This window comes from Sphingobium sp. Ant17, assembly GCF_000588875.1.
GTDB lineage: Bacteria > Pseudomonadota > Alphaproteobacteria > Sphingomonadales > Sphingomonadaceae > Sphingobium.
In genome coordinates this window covers 1-15406 of record NZ_JEMV01000018.1, presented here as the reverse complement: position 1 = coordinate 15406, position 15406 = coordinate 1, and the positions used below count along the sequence as shown (strand labels likewise).

9 protein-coding genes and 5 pseudogenes are annotated in these 15406 nt (G+C 62.7%); 9 read left to right on the top strand and 5 right to left on the bottom strand.

Annotated elements, in window-relative coordinates; translation table 11 throughout:
* The first annotated feature begins 38 nt into the window (after positions 1-38).
* Together lipA and BF95_RS09990 are read left to right on the top strand one after the other, a co-directional pair.
* Positions 39-973 (top strand): annotated as a pseudogene (gene lipA / locus BF95_RS09995) (lipoyl synthase).
* A 7-nt stretch (positions 974-980) separates the two neighbouring features.
* Positions 981-1457 (top strand): type II toxin-antitoxin system RatA family toxin, encoded by a 477-nt coding sequence (locus BF95_RS09990; RefSeq protein WP_043151248.1) that lies wholly within the window; start codon positions 981-983, stop codon positions 1455-1457.
* Here the strand turns inward: BF95_RS09990 and BF95_RS09985 are convergent.
* Positions 1403-1921: a CinA family protein gene (locus BF95_RS09985; RefSeq protein WP_043151247.1), complete on the bottom strand. Its 519-nt coding sequence runs from the start codon at positions 1919-1921 to the stop codon at positions 1403-1405. The two genes, BF95_RS09990 and BF95_RS09985, sit on opposite strands and share 55 nt — an antisense overlap.
* A gap of 4 nt (positions 1922-1925) precedes the next feature.
* A pseudogene (locus BF95_RS09980) lies at positions 1926-3094 on the bottom strand (bifunctional 2-C-methyl-D-erythritol 4-phosphate cytidylyltransferase/2-C-methyl-D-erythritol 2,4-cyclodiphosphate synthase).
* Between the two features lie 110 nt (positions 3095-3204).
* On the opposite strand from BF95_RS09980, the gene dusB reads away from it, so the two are divergent.
* The 7 genes and pseudogenes from dusB to hflX all read left to right on the top strand — a co-directional run bounded on the left by dusB (position 3205) and on the right by hflX (position 12636).
* A complete protein-coding gene (dusB, locus tag BF95_RS09975; protein WP_043151246.1) occupies positions 3205-4227 on the top strand; it encodes a tRNA dihydrouridine synthase DusB in 1023 nt (340 codons plus the stop codon).
* Positions 4224-5333 carry a two-component system sensor histidine kinase NtrB gene (locus BF95_RS09970; protein ID WP_043151245.1) on the top strand — a complete coding sequence of 370 codons (1110 nt, stop codon included), beginning with the start codon at positions 4224-4226 and terminating at the stop codon, positions 5331-5333. Before dusB ends, BF95_RS09970 begins: the two co-directional genes overlap by 4 nt.
* Complete coding sequence (ntrC, locus tag BF95_RS09965; RefSeq protein ID WP_043151244.1) at positions 5333-6778, top strand: nitrogen regulation protein NR(I); 1446 nt, start codon at positions 5333-5335, stop codon at positions 6776-6778. The genes BF95_RS09970 and ntrC overlap by 1 nt, the downstream gene beginning before the upstream one ends.
* Positions 6779-6903: 125 nt before the next feature.
* Positions 6904-9173: pseudogene (locus BF95_RS09960) on the top strand (sensor histidine kinase).
* Positions 9163-10533, top strand: a complete 1371-nt coding sequence (gene ntrX / locus BF95_RS09955; RefSeq protein ID WP_043151243.1) for a nitrogen assimilation response regulator NtrX — start codon at positions 9163-9165, stop codon at positions 10531-10533. The pseudogene BF95_RS09960 and the gene ntrX overlap by 11 nt, the downstream one beginning before the upstream one ends.
* Positions 10534-10663: 130 nt before the next feature.
* Positions 10664-11158: an RNA chaperone Hfq gene (hfq, locus tag BF95_RS09950; RefSeq protein ID WP_327195445.1), complete on the top strand. Its 495-nt coding sequence runs from the start codon at positions 10664-10666 to the stop codon at positions 11156-11158.
* A 144-nt stretch (positions 11159-11302) separates the two neighbouring features.
* Positions 11303-12636, top strand: a pseudogene (gene hflX / locus BF95_RS09945) (GTPase HflX).
* 2 nt (positions 12637-12638) lie between these two features.
* Here hflX and mazG read toward each other — a convergent pair.
* From mazG to BF95_RS27315, 3 genes and pseudogenes are all read right to left on the bottom strand, one after another.
* Positions 12639-13418, bottom strand: a complete 780-nt coding sequence (gene mazG, locus BF95_RS09940; protein ID WP_043151241.1) for a nucleoside triphosphate pyrophosphohydrolase — start codon at positions 13416-13418, stop codon at positions 12639-12641.
* 240 nt (positions 13419-13658) lie between these two features.
* The gene (locus BF95_RS09935; protein WP_043151239.1) at positions 13659-15074 is read right to left on the bottom strand and encodes an ISNCY family transposase; all 1416 of its coding nucleotides are present in this window, start codon (positions 15072-15074) and stop codon (positions 13659-13661) included.
* 163 nt (positions 15075-15237) lie between these two features.
* Positions 15238-15406: pseudogene (locus BF95_RS27315) on the bottom strand (alpha-ketoglutarate permease); the annotation flags it as partial.

Genomic DNA, 15406 nt, shown 5'->3' with positions numbered 1-15406 from the left:
CACTGGCAAGACCGGCCTTGCATCGCTATCTGGGACAAATGAACGACATCGCACCCATAACCGAGCCCAGCCAGCGCATGCGTAAGCCCGACTGGATCCGCGTCAAGGCGCCTACCAGCCCCGCCTATCATCAGACGCGCAAGTTGATGCGAGACAAAGGTCTGGCGACGGTATGCGAGGAGGCCGCCTGCCCCAATATCGGCGAATGCTGGTCGAAGAAACATGCGACCGTCATGATCCTGGGCGATGTCTGCACCCGCGCCTGCGCCTTCTGCAACGTCAAGACGGGTATGCCGCGCAAGGTGGATGTCAATGAGCCGCAAAATCTGGCCGACGCGTCGGCGGAGATGGGGCTGGAGCATATCGTCATCACCTCGGTCGATCGCGACGACCTGCCCGATGGCGGCGCGTCGCAATTCGTCAAGGTGATCGAGGCGCTGCGCCGGACGACGCCCAACACAACGATCGAGATATTGACCCCGGACTTCCGCAACAAGCATGAGCGGGCGGTCGAGATGATCGTCGCGGCGCGGCCGGATGTCTATAATCATAATCTGGAAACAGTGCCGCGCCTCTATCCGACCATCCGGCCCGGTGCGCGCTATTATGCGTCGCTGCGCCTGCTTGAATCGGTCAAGCGGCTCGATCCGTCGATCTTCACCAAATCGGGCATCATGCTGGGCCTGGGCGAAGAGCGGCTGGAAGTCCATCAGGTGATGGACGATATGCGGTCGGCCGATATCGATTTCCTGACGATGGGCCAATATCTGCAGCCCACGCCCAAACATACCAAGGTGATGGAGTTCGTCACCCCGGCGGCGTTCAACAGCTATGCCGCGATCGCGCGGGCCAAGGGCTTCCTTCAAGTGGCGTCCAGCCGCTGACCCGATCCAGCTATCATGCCGGTGAGGATTTCGCGCAGATGCGCGCGGCGCGCGAAGCGAAGCTGGCCAAGACGGCCGTGAAGGCCTGAACGCTATATGCCCAAGCACAGCGAAACCCGCCATCTCCCCTACACCCCGACCCAGATGTTCGATCTGGTATCCAATGTGGAGGCTTACCCCGAATTTCTGCCCTGGGTCAGCGCGATCCGCGTTCGATCGGACAGCGAAGCGGACATGGTTGCCGACATGATCGTGGGGTTCAAGGGGATCAAGGAAAGCTTCACCTCGCGCGTTCACAAGCATCGGCCCGATCATGTCCGGGTCGATTATATGGACGGGCCGCTCAAGCATCTGCACAATGAATGGCGCTTCCGCGATGACGGGCAGGGCGGGGTATTGGTGGATTTCGAGGTCGAGTTCGAATTCAAGAACCGCTTGTTCGAAATGCTCGCAGGCCAAGTGTTCGACCGGGCGTTGCGCAAGATGATCGGCGCCTTCGAAACCCGTGCCGCCGTACTTTATGGTGCGGGCGAGTCGGGCAGCAGCAGTTCTAGCGCGCATAACGCCGCCTGAAGCCGGACTCCGCCGCGGCCCATATCGCCGAAATGGCGCAGGTCCGCGACGATCTTATCGGGACTGCCGCCCCGTTCGGCACGCGCGAAGACGACAGTGCCGACGGGCTTCTGTTCGGTCCCGCCGCCAGGCCCGGCGACGCCGGTGATGGCGACGGCGACATGGGCACGGCTTTGCTTGAGCGCCCCTTGCGCCATGGCCCAGGCCGTAGCGATCGAGACCGCACCGAAGGTCTCCAAAACATCATGCGACACTTTGAGGATTTCGGCCTTCATATTGTTCGAATAGGTTACGAAACCCGCCTCGAACACGTCGGATGATCCTGCAATCTCGGTCAAGGCGGCCGAGACCAACCCGCCGGTGCAGCTTTCCGCCACGGCGATTGTACGTCCCGCGCGTCGGTTGGCGATGATGACCTTTTCGGCCAGTTCGACCAGAGCGGTCGGGAGGAGTGTATCGGTCATGGCGTCAGGATAGCGCGGGAAGGGAGAGGGTGGCAACCGCCTGCGCCGCAATACCTTCGCGCCGCCCGGCAAAGCCAGCCGCTCGGTGGTGGTCGCCTTGACGCTCACCCGGTCGATCGGCACCGCAAGGATGGTGGCGATGCGGGTTCGCATGGCGTCGCGATGCGGGCCGATCTTGGGCGCTTCGCAGATGATGGTGAGATCAATATGATCGATCCGCCCACCGCGCGCGACCACCCGCTCGCCCGCATAGGCGAGGAAGCGATCGGACGAGGCGCCGCGCCATTGCGCGTCGGAAGGCGGGAAATGGCTGCCGATATCGCCTTCCGCCAGCGCGCCGAGCAGCGCATCGACGATGGCGTGCAGGGCGACGTCGGCATCACTATGTCCGGCGAGCCCGCGATCATGCGGCACGAGCACGCCGCCCAGCCATAATAATTCGTCCGCCGCCAGACGGTGGACGTCATAGCCCATGCCGACGCGCACGGTCATCGCTGGCGCGAGCCGGGCTTCAGCGCGCGCAAAATCCTGGGGATAGGTCAATTTTTCCAGTCCTTCATCGCCGTCCACCATCATGACGTCATGGCCCGCCGCGCGGAGAATCTGCGCGTCGTCCGTGGCTTCGCGCGCCACATCCCAAGCCCGGTGCGCCGCCATGATCGTGGCGAAGCGGAACGCCTGGGGCGTCTGCACCCGGAACAGTCCGTCGCGGGGTACGCCATCGGCGATGCGTCCGTCCATGCCCCGCACCAGCGTATCGGCGACAGGCAACGCAGGGATAGCGCCCGGTGCCCCGTCCAGCGCGTGGAGCAGCCGGTCGATCACTGCGCCGGGCAGGAACGGCCGCGCGGCGTCGTGGATCAACACCCGCTCTGCGCCGCCCATCGCTGCAATCGACTCCAGCCCGGCGCGCACGGATCCGCGTCGACTGTCAGCGCCTTCGATGAAGGATGCCGCCCGATCGCCGAGCAGGTTGCGGGCCGTGTCTTCCTGCCCTGCGCCCAGCACGATATGGATCGCATCCATCCCGCCATGCGCCGCAAGCGCGTCATAGGCATGGGCCAACACGGCCTTGCCCGCCACCAGGCGAAATTGCTTGGGCGTGTCGCCACCGGCCCGGTTACCCTGACCCGCCGCGACGAGCAGGGCGATGGTCTTGCTGTTTTCGGTCATGGTGTCAGCGCATAGCCGAGTGCCGGGAGGGCCGCCAGACCCCATCCCTTGCCGACCCATCCCATTTCGGCTATGGCCTGCCTGTTTTTTAGGCAGTAGCATCAGAGTTTATGTCCAGGCTTTCCCCCATCTCCATCGGTCCAGTGACCATCGCCACGCCGGTCGTTCTTGCGCCGATGACGGGCGTGACCGATATGCCGTTCCGCACGCTGGTCCGCCGCTATGGCTGCGGTCTCAACGTGACCGAGATGATCGCGACCGCTGCGATGATCCGCGAGACGCGCCAATCGCTGCAAAAGGCGGCCTGGCATCCGTTGGAAGAGCCGGTGTCGATGCAATTGGCTGGCTGTTCACCGACCGAAATGGCCGAGGCCGCCAAGCTGAACGCCGATCGGGGGGCGGCGATCATCGACATCAATATGGGCTGCCCGGTCAAGAAGGTCGTCAATGGCGATGCGGGCAGCGCGCTGATGCGCGACCTGCCGCTCGCCGCTGCGCTGATCAAGGCGACGGTCGAGGCGATGGACGTGCCGGTGACCGTGAAGATGCGGATGGGCTGGGACCATAGCAGCCTGAACGCGCCCGAACTGGCGCACATCGCGGAGGATCTGGGTGCGAAGCTGATCACCGTCCATGGGCGGACCCGGTGCCAGATGTACAAGGGCAGCGCCGACTGGTCCTTCATCCGATCGGTCAAGGATGCCGTGAAGCTGCCGGTGATCGCCAATGGCGACATCTGCTCGATCGAGGATGCCGATATGGCGCTGGATCAGAGCGGCGCGGATGGCGTGATGATCGGGCGCGGTGCCTATGGGCGGCCTTGGTTGATCGGGCAGGTCATGGCCTGGCTGGAACGGGGCGAGCGCATTCCCGACCCCACGCTGGAAGAACAATATCATGCGATCATAGGCCATTATAAGGCGATGCTCGACCATTATGATAACCATACCGGCGTCAACATGGCGCGCAAACATATCGGCTGGTACACCAAGGGGCTGACCGGATCGGCCGAGTTCCGCCATGCGGTGAACCAGGAACCCGATGCGGACAAGGTGCTCGACATGCTGGCCGGTTTCTATGAGCCGCTGATCGCCAGCGGTGCGGATGCCGATAGCCTGCGCCAGGCCGCATGACCGTTGTCATGACGGTCGTCCCGCCGCTTCGCTTGCAGCAGGACGGACCATCGCTCAGCGACCAGATGACGGCGTTGCCGGTCGCGACGCTGCTGGTGCGGCCGGACAACAGCATTGCCGAGGCCAATGTCAGCGCCGAGACATTGCTCAACATGGCACGGTCTGCGATTGTCGACAGCGATGTGGCGCGGACCATCCGCATTGCGGAGGCAGGCGCGCGCTTCGATATCTGGCACAGCAACAAGCCGATCGCGGCCTATGACATCAAGGTCCATGCCGGGCGCACCGCCGAGATGGAGGTCGATCTGATGATCTCGCCGATCATCGATCATGAAGGTTGGCGGGTCGTGTCGCTCCATGCACAAAGCCAGGCGCGCAAGATCGGTCATCGCGGTACGTCGGGGGGCGCGCGGTCGGCCATGGGCGCGGCGGCGATCCTGGCGCATGAGATCAAGAACCCGTTATCGGGTATCAGAGGCGCGGCGCAACTGCTTGAATCCGGGCAAGATGGGCGCGACAGCGCGCTGACCCAACTGATCTGCAACGAGGTCGATCGCATCGCCGCGCTGATCGATCGGATGCAGGATTTTACCACTGACCGGACGCTGGAATGTCGCCCCGGCAATATCTATCCGCTGATCGACCGGGCGGCGGGGATCGCTGCGGCGGGGTTTGCAAGACATGTAAAGATCATAAAACATTATGACCCGTCCTTGCCATTTGCCAACATCAATGAGGATGCCTTGGTGCAGGTGATGATCAACCTGCTGAAAAATGCTGCCGAGGCGCTGGAACATGTGGAAAATCCGCGCATCCGCGTCGAGACCGCCTTTCGTCATGGCGTGTCCGTGGTGATGGGTGGGGGCAAGGGGAGTGCGGTCCTGCCGATCGAGATCGTCGTCGTGGACAATGGGCCGGGCGTTCCCGAACATATTCTGGATCATTTGTTCAATCCCTTCATCACCGGCAAGCGGGACGGGCAGGGGCTGGGGCTGGCGCTGGTCGACAAGCTGGTCCGCGACATGAGCGGCTTCGTCCAATATTCGCGCGATGCCGATGCCGGCGAATCAACGTTCCGCATCCTCCTGCCGATGGGCATGGGCTGATGGCGGCGACGGGAACCGTTCTGGTCGTGGATGACGATCCCGCCATCTGCGTGGTGGTGGGCGAGGCGCTGCGGCGGCAGGGGCATAAGGTGAAGACCGCCGCATCGATCCGCGAGCGGGCGGCATTGATGGACAGTTTTCGGCCCGATATCCTGATCACGGACGTCATGCTGCCCGATGGCGATGGGTTGGAAGGAGTGGCGGAGATCATCGCTGATCGCCCCGACCTCAATGTCATCATCCTGTCCGCGCAAAATACGCTCAACACCGCGATCCGCGCGACCGAAAAGGGCGCGTTCGAATATCTGCCCAAGCCGTTCGACCTGAACGAATTGACCCGCGCCGTGGCCGATGCGCTCGGCACGCGGCAGAGCGCGCCGGAGGAAGAGGGCGATATCGGCCTGCCGCATGACGGCCTGCCGCTGGTAGGTCGGTCACCGGCGATGCAGGAGGTATATCGGACCATCGCGCGGGTGCTTTCCAATGACCTGTCGATCCTCGTCCTGGGCGAATCGGGCACGGGCAAGGAATTGGTGGCCGAAGCGATCCATAGCCTGGGCCAGCGGCGCACGCGGCCCTTCATCGCGATCAATATGGCGGCGATCCCGCGCGAGCTGATCGAGGCGGAATTGTTCGGTTATGAAAAGGGGGCGTTTACCGGCGCCCATGCCCGCACCGCCGGCAAGTTCGAGCAGGCGCAGGGCGGCACCCTGTTCCTCGACGAGATTGGCGATATGCCGATGGAGGCGCAGACGCGGCTGCTACGCGTCCTGCAATCGGGCGAGGTGACGACGGTGGGCGGGTCCAAGCCGGTGCGGGTCAATGTCCGCATCATCGCCGCGACTAACAAGGATCTGCCGCCGCTGATCGAGGACAACCGGTTTCGGCAGGATCTTTACTATCGCCTCAATGTCGTACCGATCGCTTTGCCCGCTTTGCGCGAACGGCGCGAGGATGTGATCCTGCTTGCGCGTCATTTCCTGGAACGCGCGGCGCAGGAGGGACTGCCACGCAAGACGCTGGCGGACGATGCGGCGCAGCTACTGATGGCCTACCACTGGCCGGGCAATGTCCGCGAATTGCAGAATATGATGCAGCGACTGTCGGTGCTGAGTCGCGAAAATATCATCACGGCCGATATCCTGCGCAACATGCTGCCCATGGACGCTGTGCCCGCCGACTATGCCGCCCCGGCCGACCATCTGGTGCATGCGGTGCGCGATTGGGCCAAGCGGCAACTGGGCATCGGGCTGGGCCAAACCAATCGCAGTCTGCATGATGATCTGCTGGGGGTGATCGAGCCGATCCTGTTGCAGGAGGTACTGTCCAGCGTCGATGGCAATCAAATTCGCGCCGCAGGATTGCTCGGCATCAATCGCAACACGCTGCGCAAGAAGCTGACCGACTATGGCTTGGACCCGCTCCAGCTCCGCCTTGCCGATTGATGGGGGCCGACTGATCGGGCCGCGCCCGCTTTTCGGGACGAACCGACAGGTCATATCGACCAGCGACTGGGTTTTGATCAATTACTGTGTTTGATCGGGCACGGCCTTGTTGTAACAAAGCCACTATGAGCGGCGCGACCACATTTTCCCGGCGGGCATCAATCTGGCGCCGTAGGGTGCCACCCTTCCTGCGCCATGGGCGCCTCGCGGCACTGGTCGAGGGTATAACCCTCGCGCTCTTCCTGTGTATTGCCGTCCTGACATATCGGTTGCTCGCTGGGGGCAGCGCGCCGTCCGGTGATCTGCTGACCCCGCCGATCATCGCGTTGTTGCTGGTCGCCAACCTGGTGCCCGCAATCGCGCTGCTGATGCTGCTGGGGCGGCGCGTGGCCAAGCGGCGCGCGGCGCAGTCGGCGATCGGCAGCGACGGGCAGTTGCACGTCCGACTGGTCGCCATCTTCTCGATCGCGGCCAGCGTGCCGATGCTGCTGGTCGTGATCTTCGCGTCTCTGCTGTTCCAATATGGCGTGCAATTCTGGGCATCGGACAGCGCGCGCGGGATGCTGCAAAATGCGAGCGACCTGGCGCGCGGCTACTATGAGCAGAATCTGCGTGAGGTGAGCGATGAAACCGTCACCATGGCGGACGATCTGCGCGACTATCTGACCCAGTCCGATGTCTCCAGCCCGCGCTTTGCCGAAGGTTCATCTTTCAGGTGGTGACGCGCAAGCTCAACCGTGCGTCGATTATCGAGGTCGGCAAGGATGGCGTCGCCCGCACGGCGGCGACGGTCGAGCCGGACAATCGCCCGGCATCCGAAATATTGACGCCCGAAGTCACCAAGCGGCTGGCGGCGGGCGAAAATGTCGTGGTGCTGGCCAAGCAAAACCAGATCGAGGCAGTGACGCTGCTCTATCCGGGATCGAAAATCTATCTGTACGTCACACGCAATGCGGGCAGTTCCTCCTTCTCCAATGCGGAGCGGGCAAAGACGGTGATCGCGGACTATGATCTGTTCGCAGCCCAGTCGCGCGCGTTGCAGTTACGGTTCAACATCGCCTTGTTCGTGGGATCGCTGCTGCTGGTCGGCATTGCCGTCTATATCGCGTTGGCGGTGGCCGACTGGATGGTCCGGCCGGTCAACGAACTGGTGACGGCGGCGCGGCGGATCACGGCGGGCGACCTGTCGGCGCGCGTCACCAGCCTGCAAAGCCGCGACGAGATTGGCACGCTGGCGTCGGCGTTCAACCGGATGACGCAGCGGCTGGAAGCGCAGACGGGTGCGCTGGTGGGCGCTAACAGCCAGTTGGACGAACGGCGCGCCTTTATCGAGGCAATCCTGTCCGGCGTCAGCGCGGGGGTGTTGTCGGTCGATCATAGTGGCGAGATCCAGTTGCTCAACCGGTCGGCCGCCGCGATCCTGGTGGAGGAGGGGGATGATCCGGTCGGTCGCACGCTGGCCGAGATATCGCCTGAACTGGCGGAGTTCATCGCGTCGGGCGATGGCGCGGGCATCGTGCAGGTGCGCGCGCATGGCGACCTGCGCACATTGGCGGTCAAGCGGTCCGAAGATGCGTCGCGCCATATTTTGACCTTCGATGACATCACCCAGCAATTGTCCGATCAGCGCCGCGCCGCCTGGTCCGATGTGGCGCGCCGGATCGCGCATGAGATCAAGAACCCACTGACGCCGATCCAACTCGCCGCCGAACGGCTCCAGCGGCGCTATGCCGAGGAAATCACCAGCGACCGGCCGACCTTCACCCGGCTGACCGGCACGATCGTTCGGCAAGTGGGCGATCTGCGCCGGATCGTGGACGAATTCTCGTCCTTTGCGCGGATGCCCAAGCCCGTGTTCCGGCGCGAGGCCGTGGCCGACATTGCGCGCCACTCCCTATTTCTTCACGAAGTCGCGCATCCCTCCATCCGGTTCGAATTTCAGGCTGACCAACCCGACCTCGAACTGGTATGCGACCGGCGGCAGCTTGGGCAGGCGCTGACGAACATCGTCAAGAATGCGGTGGAAGCCATTGAACCCAAACCCGTTCCCGACGATGGCGGGCCGCGCGGCCATGTTCGCATGACGCTGGCGGGGGAGGGCGATGATCTGATCATCACGGTCAGCGATGACGGCATTGGCCTGCCGCCCGAACGCGATCGCATCCTGGAACCCTATATGACGACGCGGACCAAGGGGACGGGTCTGGGCCTGGCCATCGTCAAGAAGATTGTGGAGGAGCATCTGGGGGAAATCCGCTTCGACGATGCGCAAGGTGGCGGTGCGCGCGTGACATTGCGGTTTGCCGCAGGCGCGCTGGAACGACTGGAAGAGGGGCAGGTAATCGCCATGCCCCAAGGTAATTTGACGGGAAAAGTGACGGCCAATGGCGCTTGATATTCTGATAGTCGACGATGAAGAGGATATTCGCGATCTGGTCGCGGGTGTATTGGAGGATGAGGGCTTCACTGCCCGCACCGCCGCCCATGCCGATGCCGCGATCGAAGCGCTGGACGCGCGTCGCCCCTCGCTCGTCCTGCTCGACGTCTGGTTACAGGGGTCGCGGATGGACGGCCTGGAACTGCTGGACGAGATCAAGCGGCGCGACCCCACCATCCCGGTGCTGATGATTTCGGGCCATGGCAATATCGACACCGCCGTCGCCGCGATCCGCAAGGGCGCGGCCGACTTCATCGAAAAACCGTTCGAGGCCGACCGGCTGCTGCACCTTGTCAGTCGCGCCACCGAAACGGAACGGTTGCGCCGGGAAAATCAGGTGCTGCGCGCCCGTTTCGGCCAGGATGACGAGTTGACCGGCAGTTCCGCCTCGATCAACGGCGTGCGCGCGACGATCAAGAAGGTCGCGGGCACCGGCAGCCGCGTGCTGATTTCCGGCCCGGCCGGCGTCGGTAAAGAGATAGCCGCGCGTATGCTCCACAGCTGGAGCGGGCGGGCCGACTCGCCCTTCATCATCGTCGCTGCCGCGCGCATGGACCCCGACCGGGTCGAAGAGGAATTGTTCGGGCTGGAGGATCAGAGCGGCCTTGTCCGTCCCGGCTTCCTGGAGCAGGCGCATGGTGGCACACTCTATATCGATGAAATCGCCGACATGCCGATCACCACGCAGGGCAAGATATTGCGCGTGCTGACCGATCAGAGTTTCACGCGTGTTGGTGGCCAGCGCCAAGTGAAGGTGGACGTGCGCGTCATTTCCTCGACCGCGCGCGACCTGGCGGGGGAGATTGAGGAACGGCGTTTCCGTGAGGATCTTTTCTATCGCCTCAACGTCGTGCCGCTCGCCATTCCGCCCTTGTCCGAACGGCGCGACGATATTCCGCCGCTGGTTGAACATTATCTTGCCCGCTTCGCCGCAGAACGCCGCGTTCCGCCGCCGGACATGGCAAGCGACGCGATGGCCGCGCTGCAGGCCAATGAATGGCCGGGCAATGTCCGCCAGTTGCGCAATGTCATCGAACGCACGATGATCCTGGCGCCGGGCGACCGGATCGGCCGGATCGAACTCGACATGCTGCCGCCTGAACTCACCAGCGGCGGCGGCGGGGAGGGGATGGGCCAGTCCGCGATCATGGGCGCCCCCCTGCGCGAGGCGCGCGAGAGTTTCGAGCGCGAATATCTGCGCATCCAGATCCGCCGTTTTTCGGGCAATATCTCACGCACCGCGACCTTCATCGGCATGGAACGATCGGCCCTGCATCGTAAATTGAAGCTGCTGGGCATTACAGACGACAAGGAGTAGGTCGGCGCCATTCCCCATGGACGGCCGTTCGCAATTGCGATACGATCGTTGCGCCTCCGACAAGCGGGGGCAAGCAAGACACCCTGCTTAAGGGCGCGCGAGCGGGTAACGTCCCGCCAAGAATAAAGGACTGGCGACGACCATGGCCGATAAAGTGAACAATCTACAGGATATTTTCCTGAACAGCCTGCGCAAGAGCAAGACTCCGGTAACCATGTTTCTGGTGAAGGGCGTCAAGCTACAGGGCATCATCACCTGGTTCGACAATTTTTCCGTGCTGCTGCGCCGCGATGGCCAGTCGCAACTTGTCTACAAGCATGCCATTTCGACCGTCATGCCCGCGCAGCCGATGGACCTGTCCGACCTGCGCAAGGCGAGCGAGGGCAATGGCAAGGCCAAGCTGCTCCAGGAAATCTTCCTGTCCGCCGTCCGTAAATCGGGCAGTCCGGTGACGATGTTCCTGGTCAATGGCGTCATGCTACAAGGCGAAATCGCCGCGTTCGACCTGTTCTGCATGCTGCTGGAACGCGACGGCATGGTGCAGCTTGTTTACAAACACGCCATTTCGACGGTCCAGCCGCTCCATGCGCTCGACCTGACCGGCGAGAATGAACAGGACGATTGACCGGCCCTGCGCGGACGCATTCGCCCGCCGCATATTTTTGAATAATAGTCTATGCGCTCCCGCGCAGGCCGTTGCCCCGTTCCTCCGTTGGACCGGGCATGTGTCTGTTCGGGAGCGTCCTGTGTTTTGAGGCGTTAAACTTTCATGGCCATATTCAATCGCGATTCCGAAGATGAAGTGGCGCGCGGCGCGCGCGCTGTCGTCGTTCATGCCGAAACCCACGGCGGCGATCGGCGGGACAGCGATGCGCGGTTGGAAGAAGCGCGGGGCCTCGCCTTAGCAATCGGCATCGATGTGCGCGCGGCACAGGCATTTCGTGTGCGCGACCGCAAGCCCGCCACCCTGTTCGGTAGCGGTCAGGTCGATCAGATCGCGACGCTCGCGCGGCAGGAAGAGGCCGACCTCATCATCGTCGACAACAGCCTGTCGCCTGTGCAGCAAAGCAATCTGGAAAAGGCCTGCGAGGCCAAGGTCATCGACCGTACCGGGTTGATCCTGGAGATTTTCGGCGAGCGTGCCGCCACCAATGAAGGGCGGCTGCAGGTCGAGCTTGCGCATCTCGATTATCAGCCGGGCGGCTGGTGCGCAGTTGGACCCATTTGGAACGGCAACGCGGCGGCTTCGGCTTTCTGGGCGGTCCGGGCGAAACCCAGATCGAGGCGGATCGGCGCATGATCCGCGATCGCATGGCCAAGATCCGCAAGGAACTGGACCAGGTGACGCGCACACGCGGCCTGCACCGCGCGCGGCGCCAGCGCGCGCCCTGGCCAGTGATTGCGCTGGTGGGCTATACCAATGCGGGCAAATCCACGCTGTTCAACCGCATGACCGGCGCTGATGTCATGGCGCAGGATCTGCTGTTCGCTACGCTTGATCCGACCATGCGCCAGATTGCGCTACCTGGCCTCGACAAGGCGATCCTGTCCGACACGGTGGGCTTTGTCTCCGATCTGCCGACCCAGTTGATCGCGGCGTTCCGCGCCACGTTGGAAGAAGTGCTGTCGGCCGATCTGATCGTGCATGTTCGCGATATCGCCCATCCCGACAGCGATGCGCAGCGCGACGATGTGCTGGATGTGCTTGGCGAACTGGGGGTTGCGGGGGAAGCCGCGCTGGAGCGAGCTGAGGGCGAACCGCCAGCGCCGCTGATCATCGAGGCGTGGAACAAGCTGGATTTGCTGGACGCGGATGCTGCGGTCCTGGCGCGCGAAACGGCGGCGCGGCGCGATGATGTGGCGATCCTGTCGGCGCTGACCGGGGAGGGGGTGGAGCAGCTTCAACGCATGATCAGCGACCATATGACCACGGGCGCGAAGGTCTATGGCCTGCGCATTCCCGTGTCGGATGGCGCGGCCATGGCCTGGCTGCACGAACATGGCGAAGTGTTATCGACGGACGTGGAAGAGGAGGAGAGCCGCGTCGAAGTCCGGCTATCCGACGCGGCCTTTGCGCGGTTCGGGAAGCGCGGAGAGGCGTAGGCTTAGGGCTTTTTCTCCTGCCGTTTGGCCTGCTGCCATAAGTCTTCCTTCGCTTCGAGCGACAGAGCGGCGAAGTCAGCACCGGCCTGCTGCTCCATCGCGCGGAAGCGGCGATCGAATTTGCTATTGCCTGCGCGCAGAGCAGCTTCCGGATCGACCTTCAGATGACGTGCGAGGTTGACCACGGCGAACAGCAGGTCGCCGACTTCCTCGGCGCGGTCAGCCTGGGTGGTCGCCGCGCGGACTTCGTCCAGTTCCTCGACGATCTTGTCGATGACCCCCACCGTATCGGGCCAATCGAAGCCGGTGCGGGCGGCCCGCTTCTGCAGCTTTTCGGCGCGAAGCAGTGCGGGCAGGGCGTTTGCGACACCAGCCAGTGCGCTGGGGTCCGGTTCTTTTTCGGCCCGTTCGGCAGCCTTGATCGCCTCCCACTGTGCATGACCGTCTTCGCGCCGTGCGTTTTGCCCGAAGACATGGGGATGCCGCCGGGTCATCTTTTGGGTGATGCCGTCAATCACATCCTGCAAGGTAAAATGTCCGGCCTGTTCGGCCATGCGGCTGTGGAAGGCGACCTGAAGCAGCAGGTCGCCGAGTTCATCGCACAGCGCCGCCATATCATTGCGCTCGATGGCGTCGGCGACTTCATAGGCTTCCTCGATCGTATAGGGCGCGATCGAGGCGAAATCCTGCGCGATGTCCCATGGGCAACCGGTGTCGGGATCGCGCAGTCGCGCCATCACGGTGGCAAGCGGCATGATGTCGGCGGGACTGGCTTGGGACATGGGCGGGTTCCGGCTGGTAGAAAGGTCGATCCTGCCGATAGGGCGTGTGCCGGGCTATGGCCAGCCCGATCATTGTTCTCGCTAAGTAGAGAAGTCACAATCTGTGCCATATAGAAATGTCACAGGGTGGGGAATAGCAGGGGCTGCGTGGAGCCATCGGGTTAGCGCAGCGCAGACCCTGCTGATACGCTAACCTCGGGGTAGCTGAGCCATGGACCCGCTGCTCTGCAGTGGGCCCGGTCATGTCGTCTGCACGAACCTGAGCGTACCGCGTTCGCGCAACTCTGCGTCGCTCAGCCTGGGGCCGCGCTTGAGCTTGGAGCCACCCAGTTTGCGGCGATCGATCTTTGGTGGCGGGTCTGGCTCGGGGAACAGATGCATGGGCTGGTCACGGCGGGCAGGGGCGTCATTATTGCGCTTACGATGATGCGGCATGATCGCCTGCAGCTGCTTTGCCAGGATCAGAGCCGCGTCCAGATGTTTGTTCCCGACAATGGCTGGCTGGTTGACCTGCCGCATCTTGTCGAACTGGCGATAGGGCAGGACATGCCCTTCATGCTCGATCTCCAGCCGGCCATCGGGATACTCGCAAATAGTCACCCGCTTGCGCGCCAGCTTCCTGGCAAGATCGCTTGGCTCCAAAATGAACATCACCTTGTTGTAATGCAGAGTCAGTGCCGCCGTCACCGTCCGTTGTTCCTGCCAGACCATGATCGAGCGCAGATCGTCATGCGGGGCGAGGGGGCGGTGCAGATCGCGGGCATCGAAGGCGGGGCGAGCAAACTGAGCATTGTGCCTGGCCATGTAGGCCGCCAGAAATGCATTGGCTTCCGCGATGGACGATATGCCTTCAAGGCGCATCGCCTTGACCAGCCGGTCCTGTAAGGTTGCATTGGCCCGTTCGACCCGGCCCTTGGCCTGCGGCGAATTGGCGCAGATAATCTCGATGTTCAACGCATCCAGTGCCCGCCCGAAATGCGTCATGCCATCGCGCCTGGCTGTAGGTTTTGGGTTGCGGAAGACCGTGTGCTTGTCGGAATAAAAGGCCACCGGCTTGCCGTGCCGTTCGATATACGCGCGGGTCGCTTCCATATAGGCGAAGGTGCTCTCGCTCTCGACCATCTGGAGGTGCATCAGCTCGCTGGTCGCGTCATCGATATAGACCAGCAGGGTGCATTGCGGCCCGCGGTCTTCGAACCACCAATGTTTTGAACCGTCGATCTGGATCAGCTCGCCACGGCAATCCCGGCGATAGCGAGGCTGATACGGGCGAGGGCGACGAGCATCGCGATCTTTCCACAAACCAGCCTGGATCATCAACTGGCGCAGCGTCTCGCAGGCCAGATGAATATCGTGCCGCTCGGCAAGATACTCGCGAGCCAGGGTTGGTCCGAAATCATGATAATGCTCGCGCACGATCGCGACGACGCGCTCGCGGAAATCGTCATCATAACGCCGGTTGCTTGGTCGGCAACGCCTACCCGAAATCAAGCCTTCGGGACCGGCCGCATGTAATCGTGACAGCAACCGGAATATCTGCCTTCGACAAAGGCCCAATAGCGCCGACGCATCCTCAACACGCAATTCGCCACGCTCGACCCGCAGCAGCGTATCGTAACGGGAAAGCTCGCCATGGCTCATGCCAATCACCGTCATAAGCGCCACCTCCTGTATCAGGAGATAACCATGCCACCGATGACCCGCACTGCGACGTCGAGAGTGACATCTCTAACTAGCGGAGGGGTGACATTTCTATTTAGCGCTTACAATCATAAAGTCCGATAATATACATTATGTTAAATATAATCTCTCATCGGCTTCAATCTTCCTGGATTTGGCTATGCTCGCGTGTGTCGCGCATCCGCACATAGACCACCAGCGAAATGGCGATCATCACCGTGACATAGATGTAGAAGCTTCCTCCATGCCCGCTTGCTTGAACCACAAGGCGACGAACTCCGCCGTCCCGCCAAACAGCGTATTAGCCA

Coding starts and splice junctions, on each gene's coding strand:
- ntrX (WP_043151243.1), top strand. CDS start 9,163: ATGGCGCTTGATATTCTGATAGTCGACGATGAAGAGGATATTCGCGAT.
- BF95_RS09990 (WP_043151248.1), top strand. CDS start 981: ATGCCCAAGCACAGCGAAACCCGCCATCTCCCCTACACCCCGACCCAG.
- BF95_RS09970 (WP_043151245.1), top strand. CDS start 4,224: ATGACCGTTGTCATGACGGTCGTCCCGCCGCTTCGCTTGCAGCAGGAC.
- BF95_RS09935 (WP_043151239.1), bottom strand. CDS start 15,074: ATGACGGTGATTGGCATGAGCCATGGCGAGCTTTCCCGTTACGATACG.
- mazG (WP_043151241.1), bottom strand. CDS start 13,418: ATGTCCCAAGCCAGTCCCGCCGACATCATGCCGCTTGCCACCGTGATG.
- dusB (WP_043151246.1), top strand. CDS start 3,205: ATGTCCAGGCTTTCCCCCATCTCCATCGGTCCAGTGACCATCGCCACG.
- BF95_RS09985 (WP_043151247.1), bottom strand. CDS start 1,921: ATGACCGATACACTCCTCCCGACCGCTCTGGTCGAACTGGCCGAAAAG.
- ntrC (WP_043151244.1), top strand. CDS start 5,333: ATGGCGGCGACGGGAACCGTTCTGGTCGTGGATGACGATCCCGCCATC.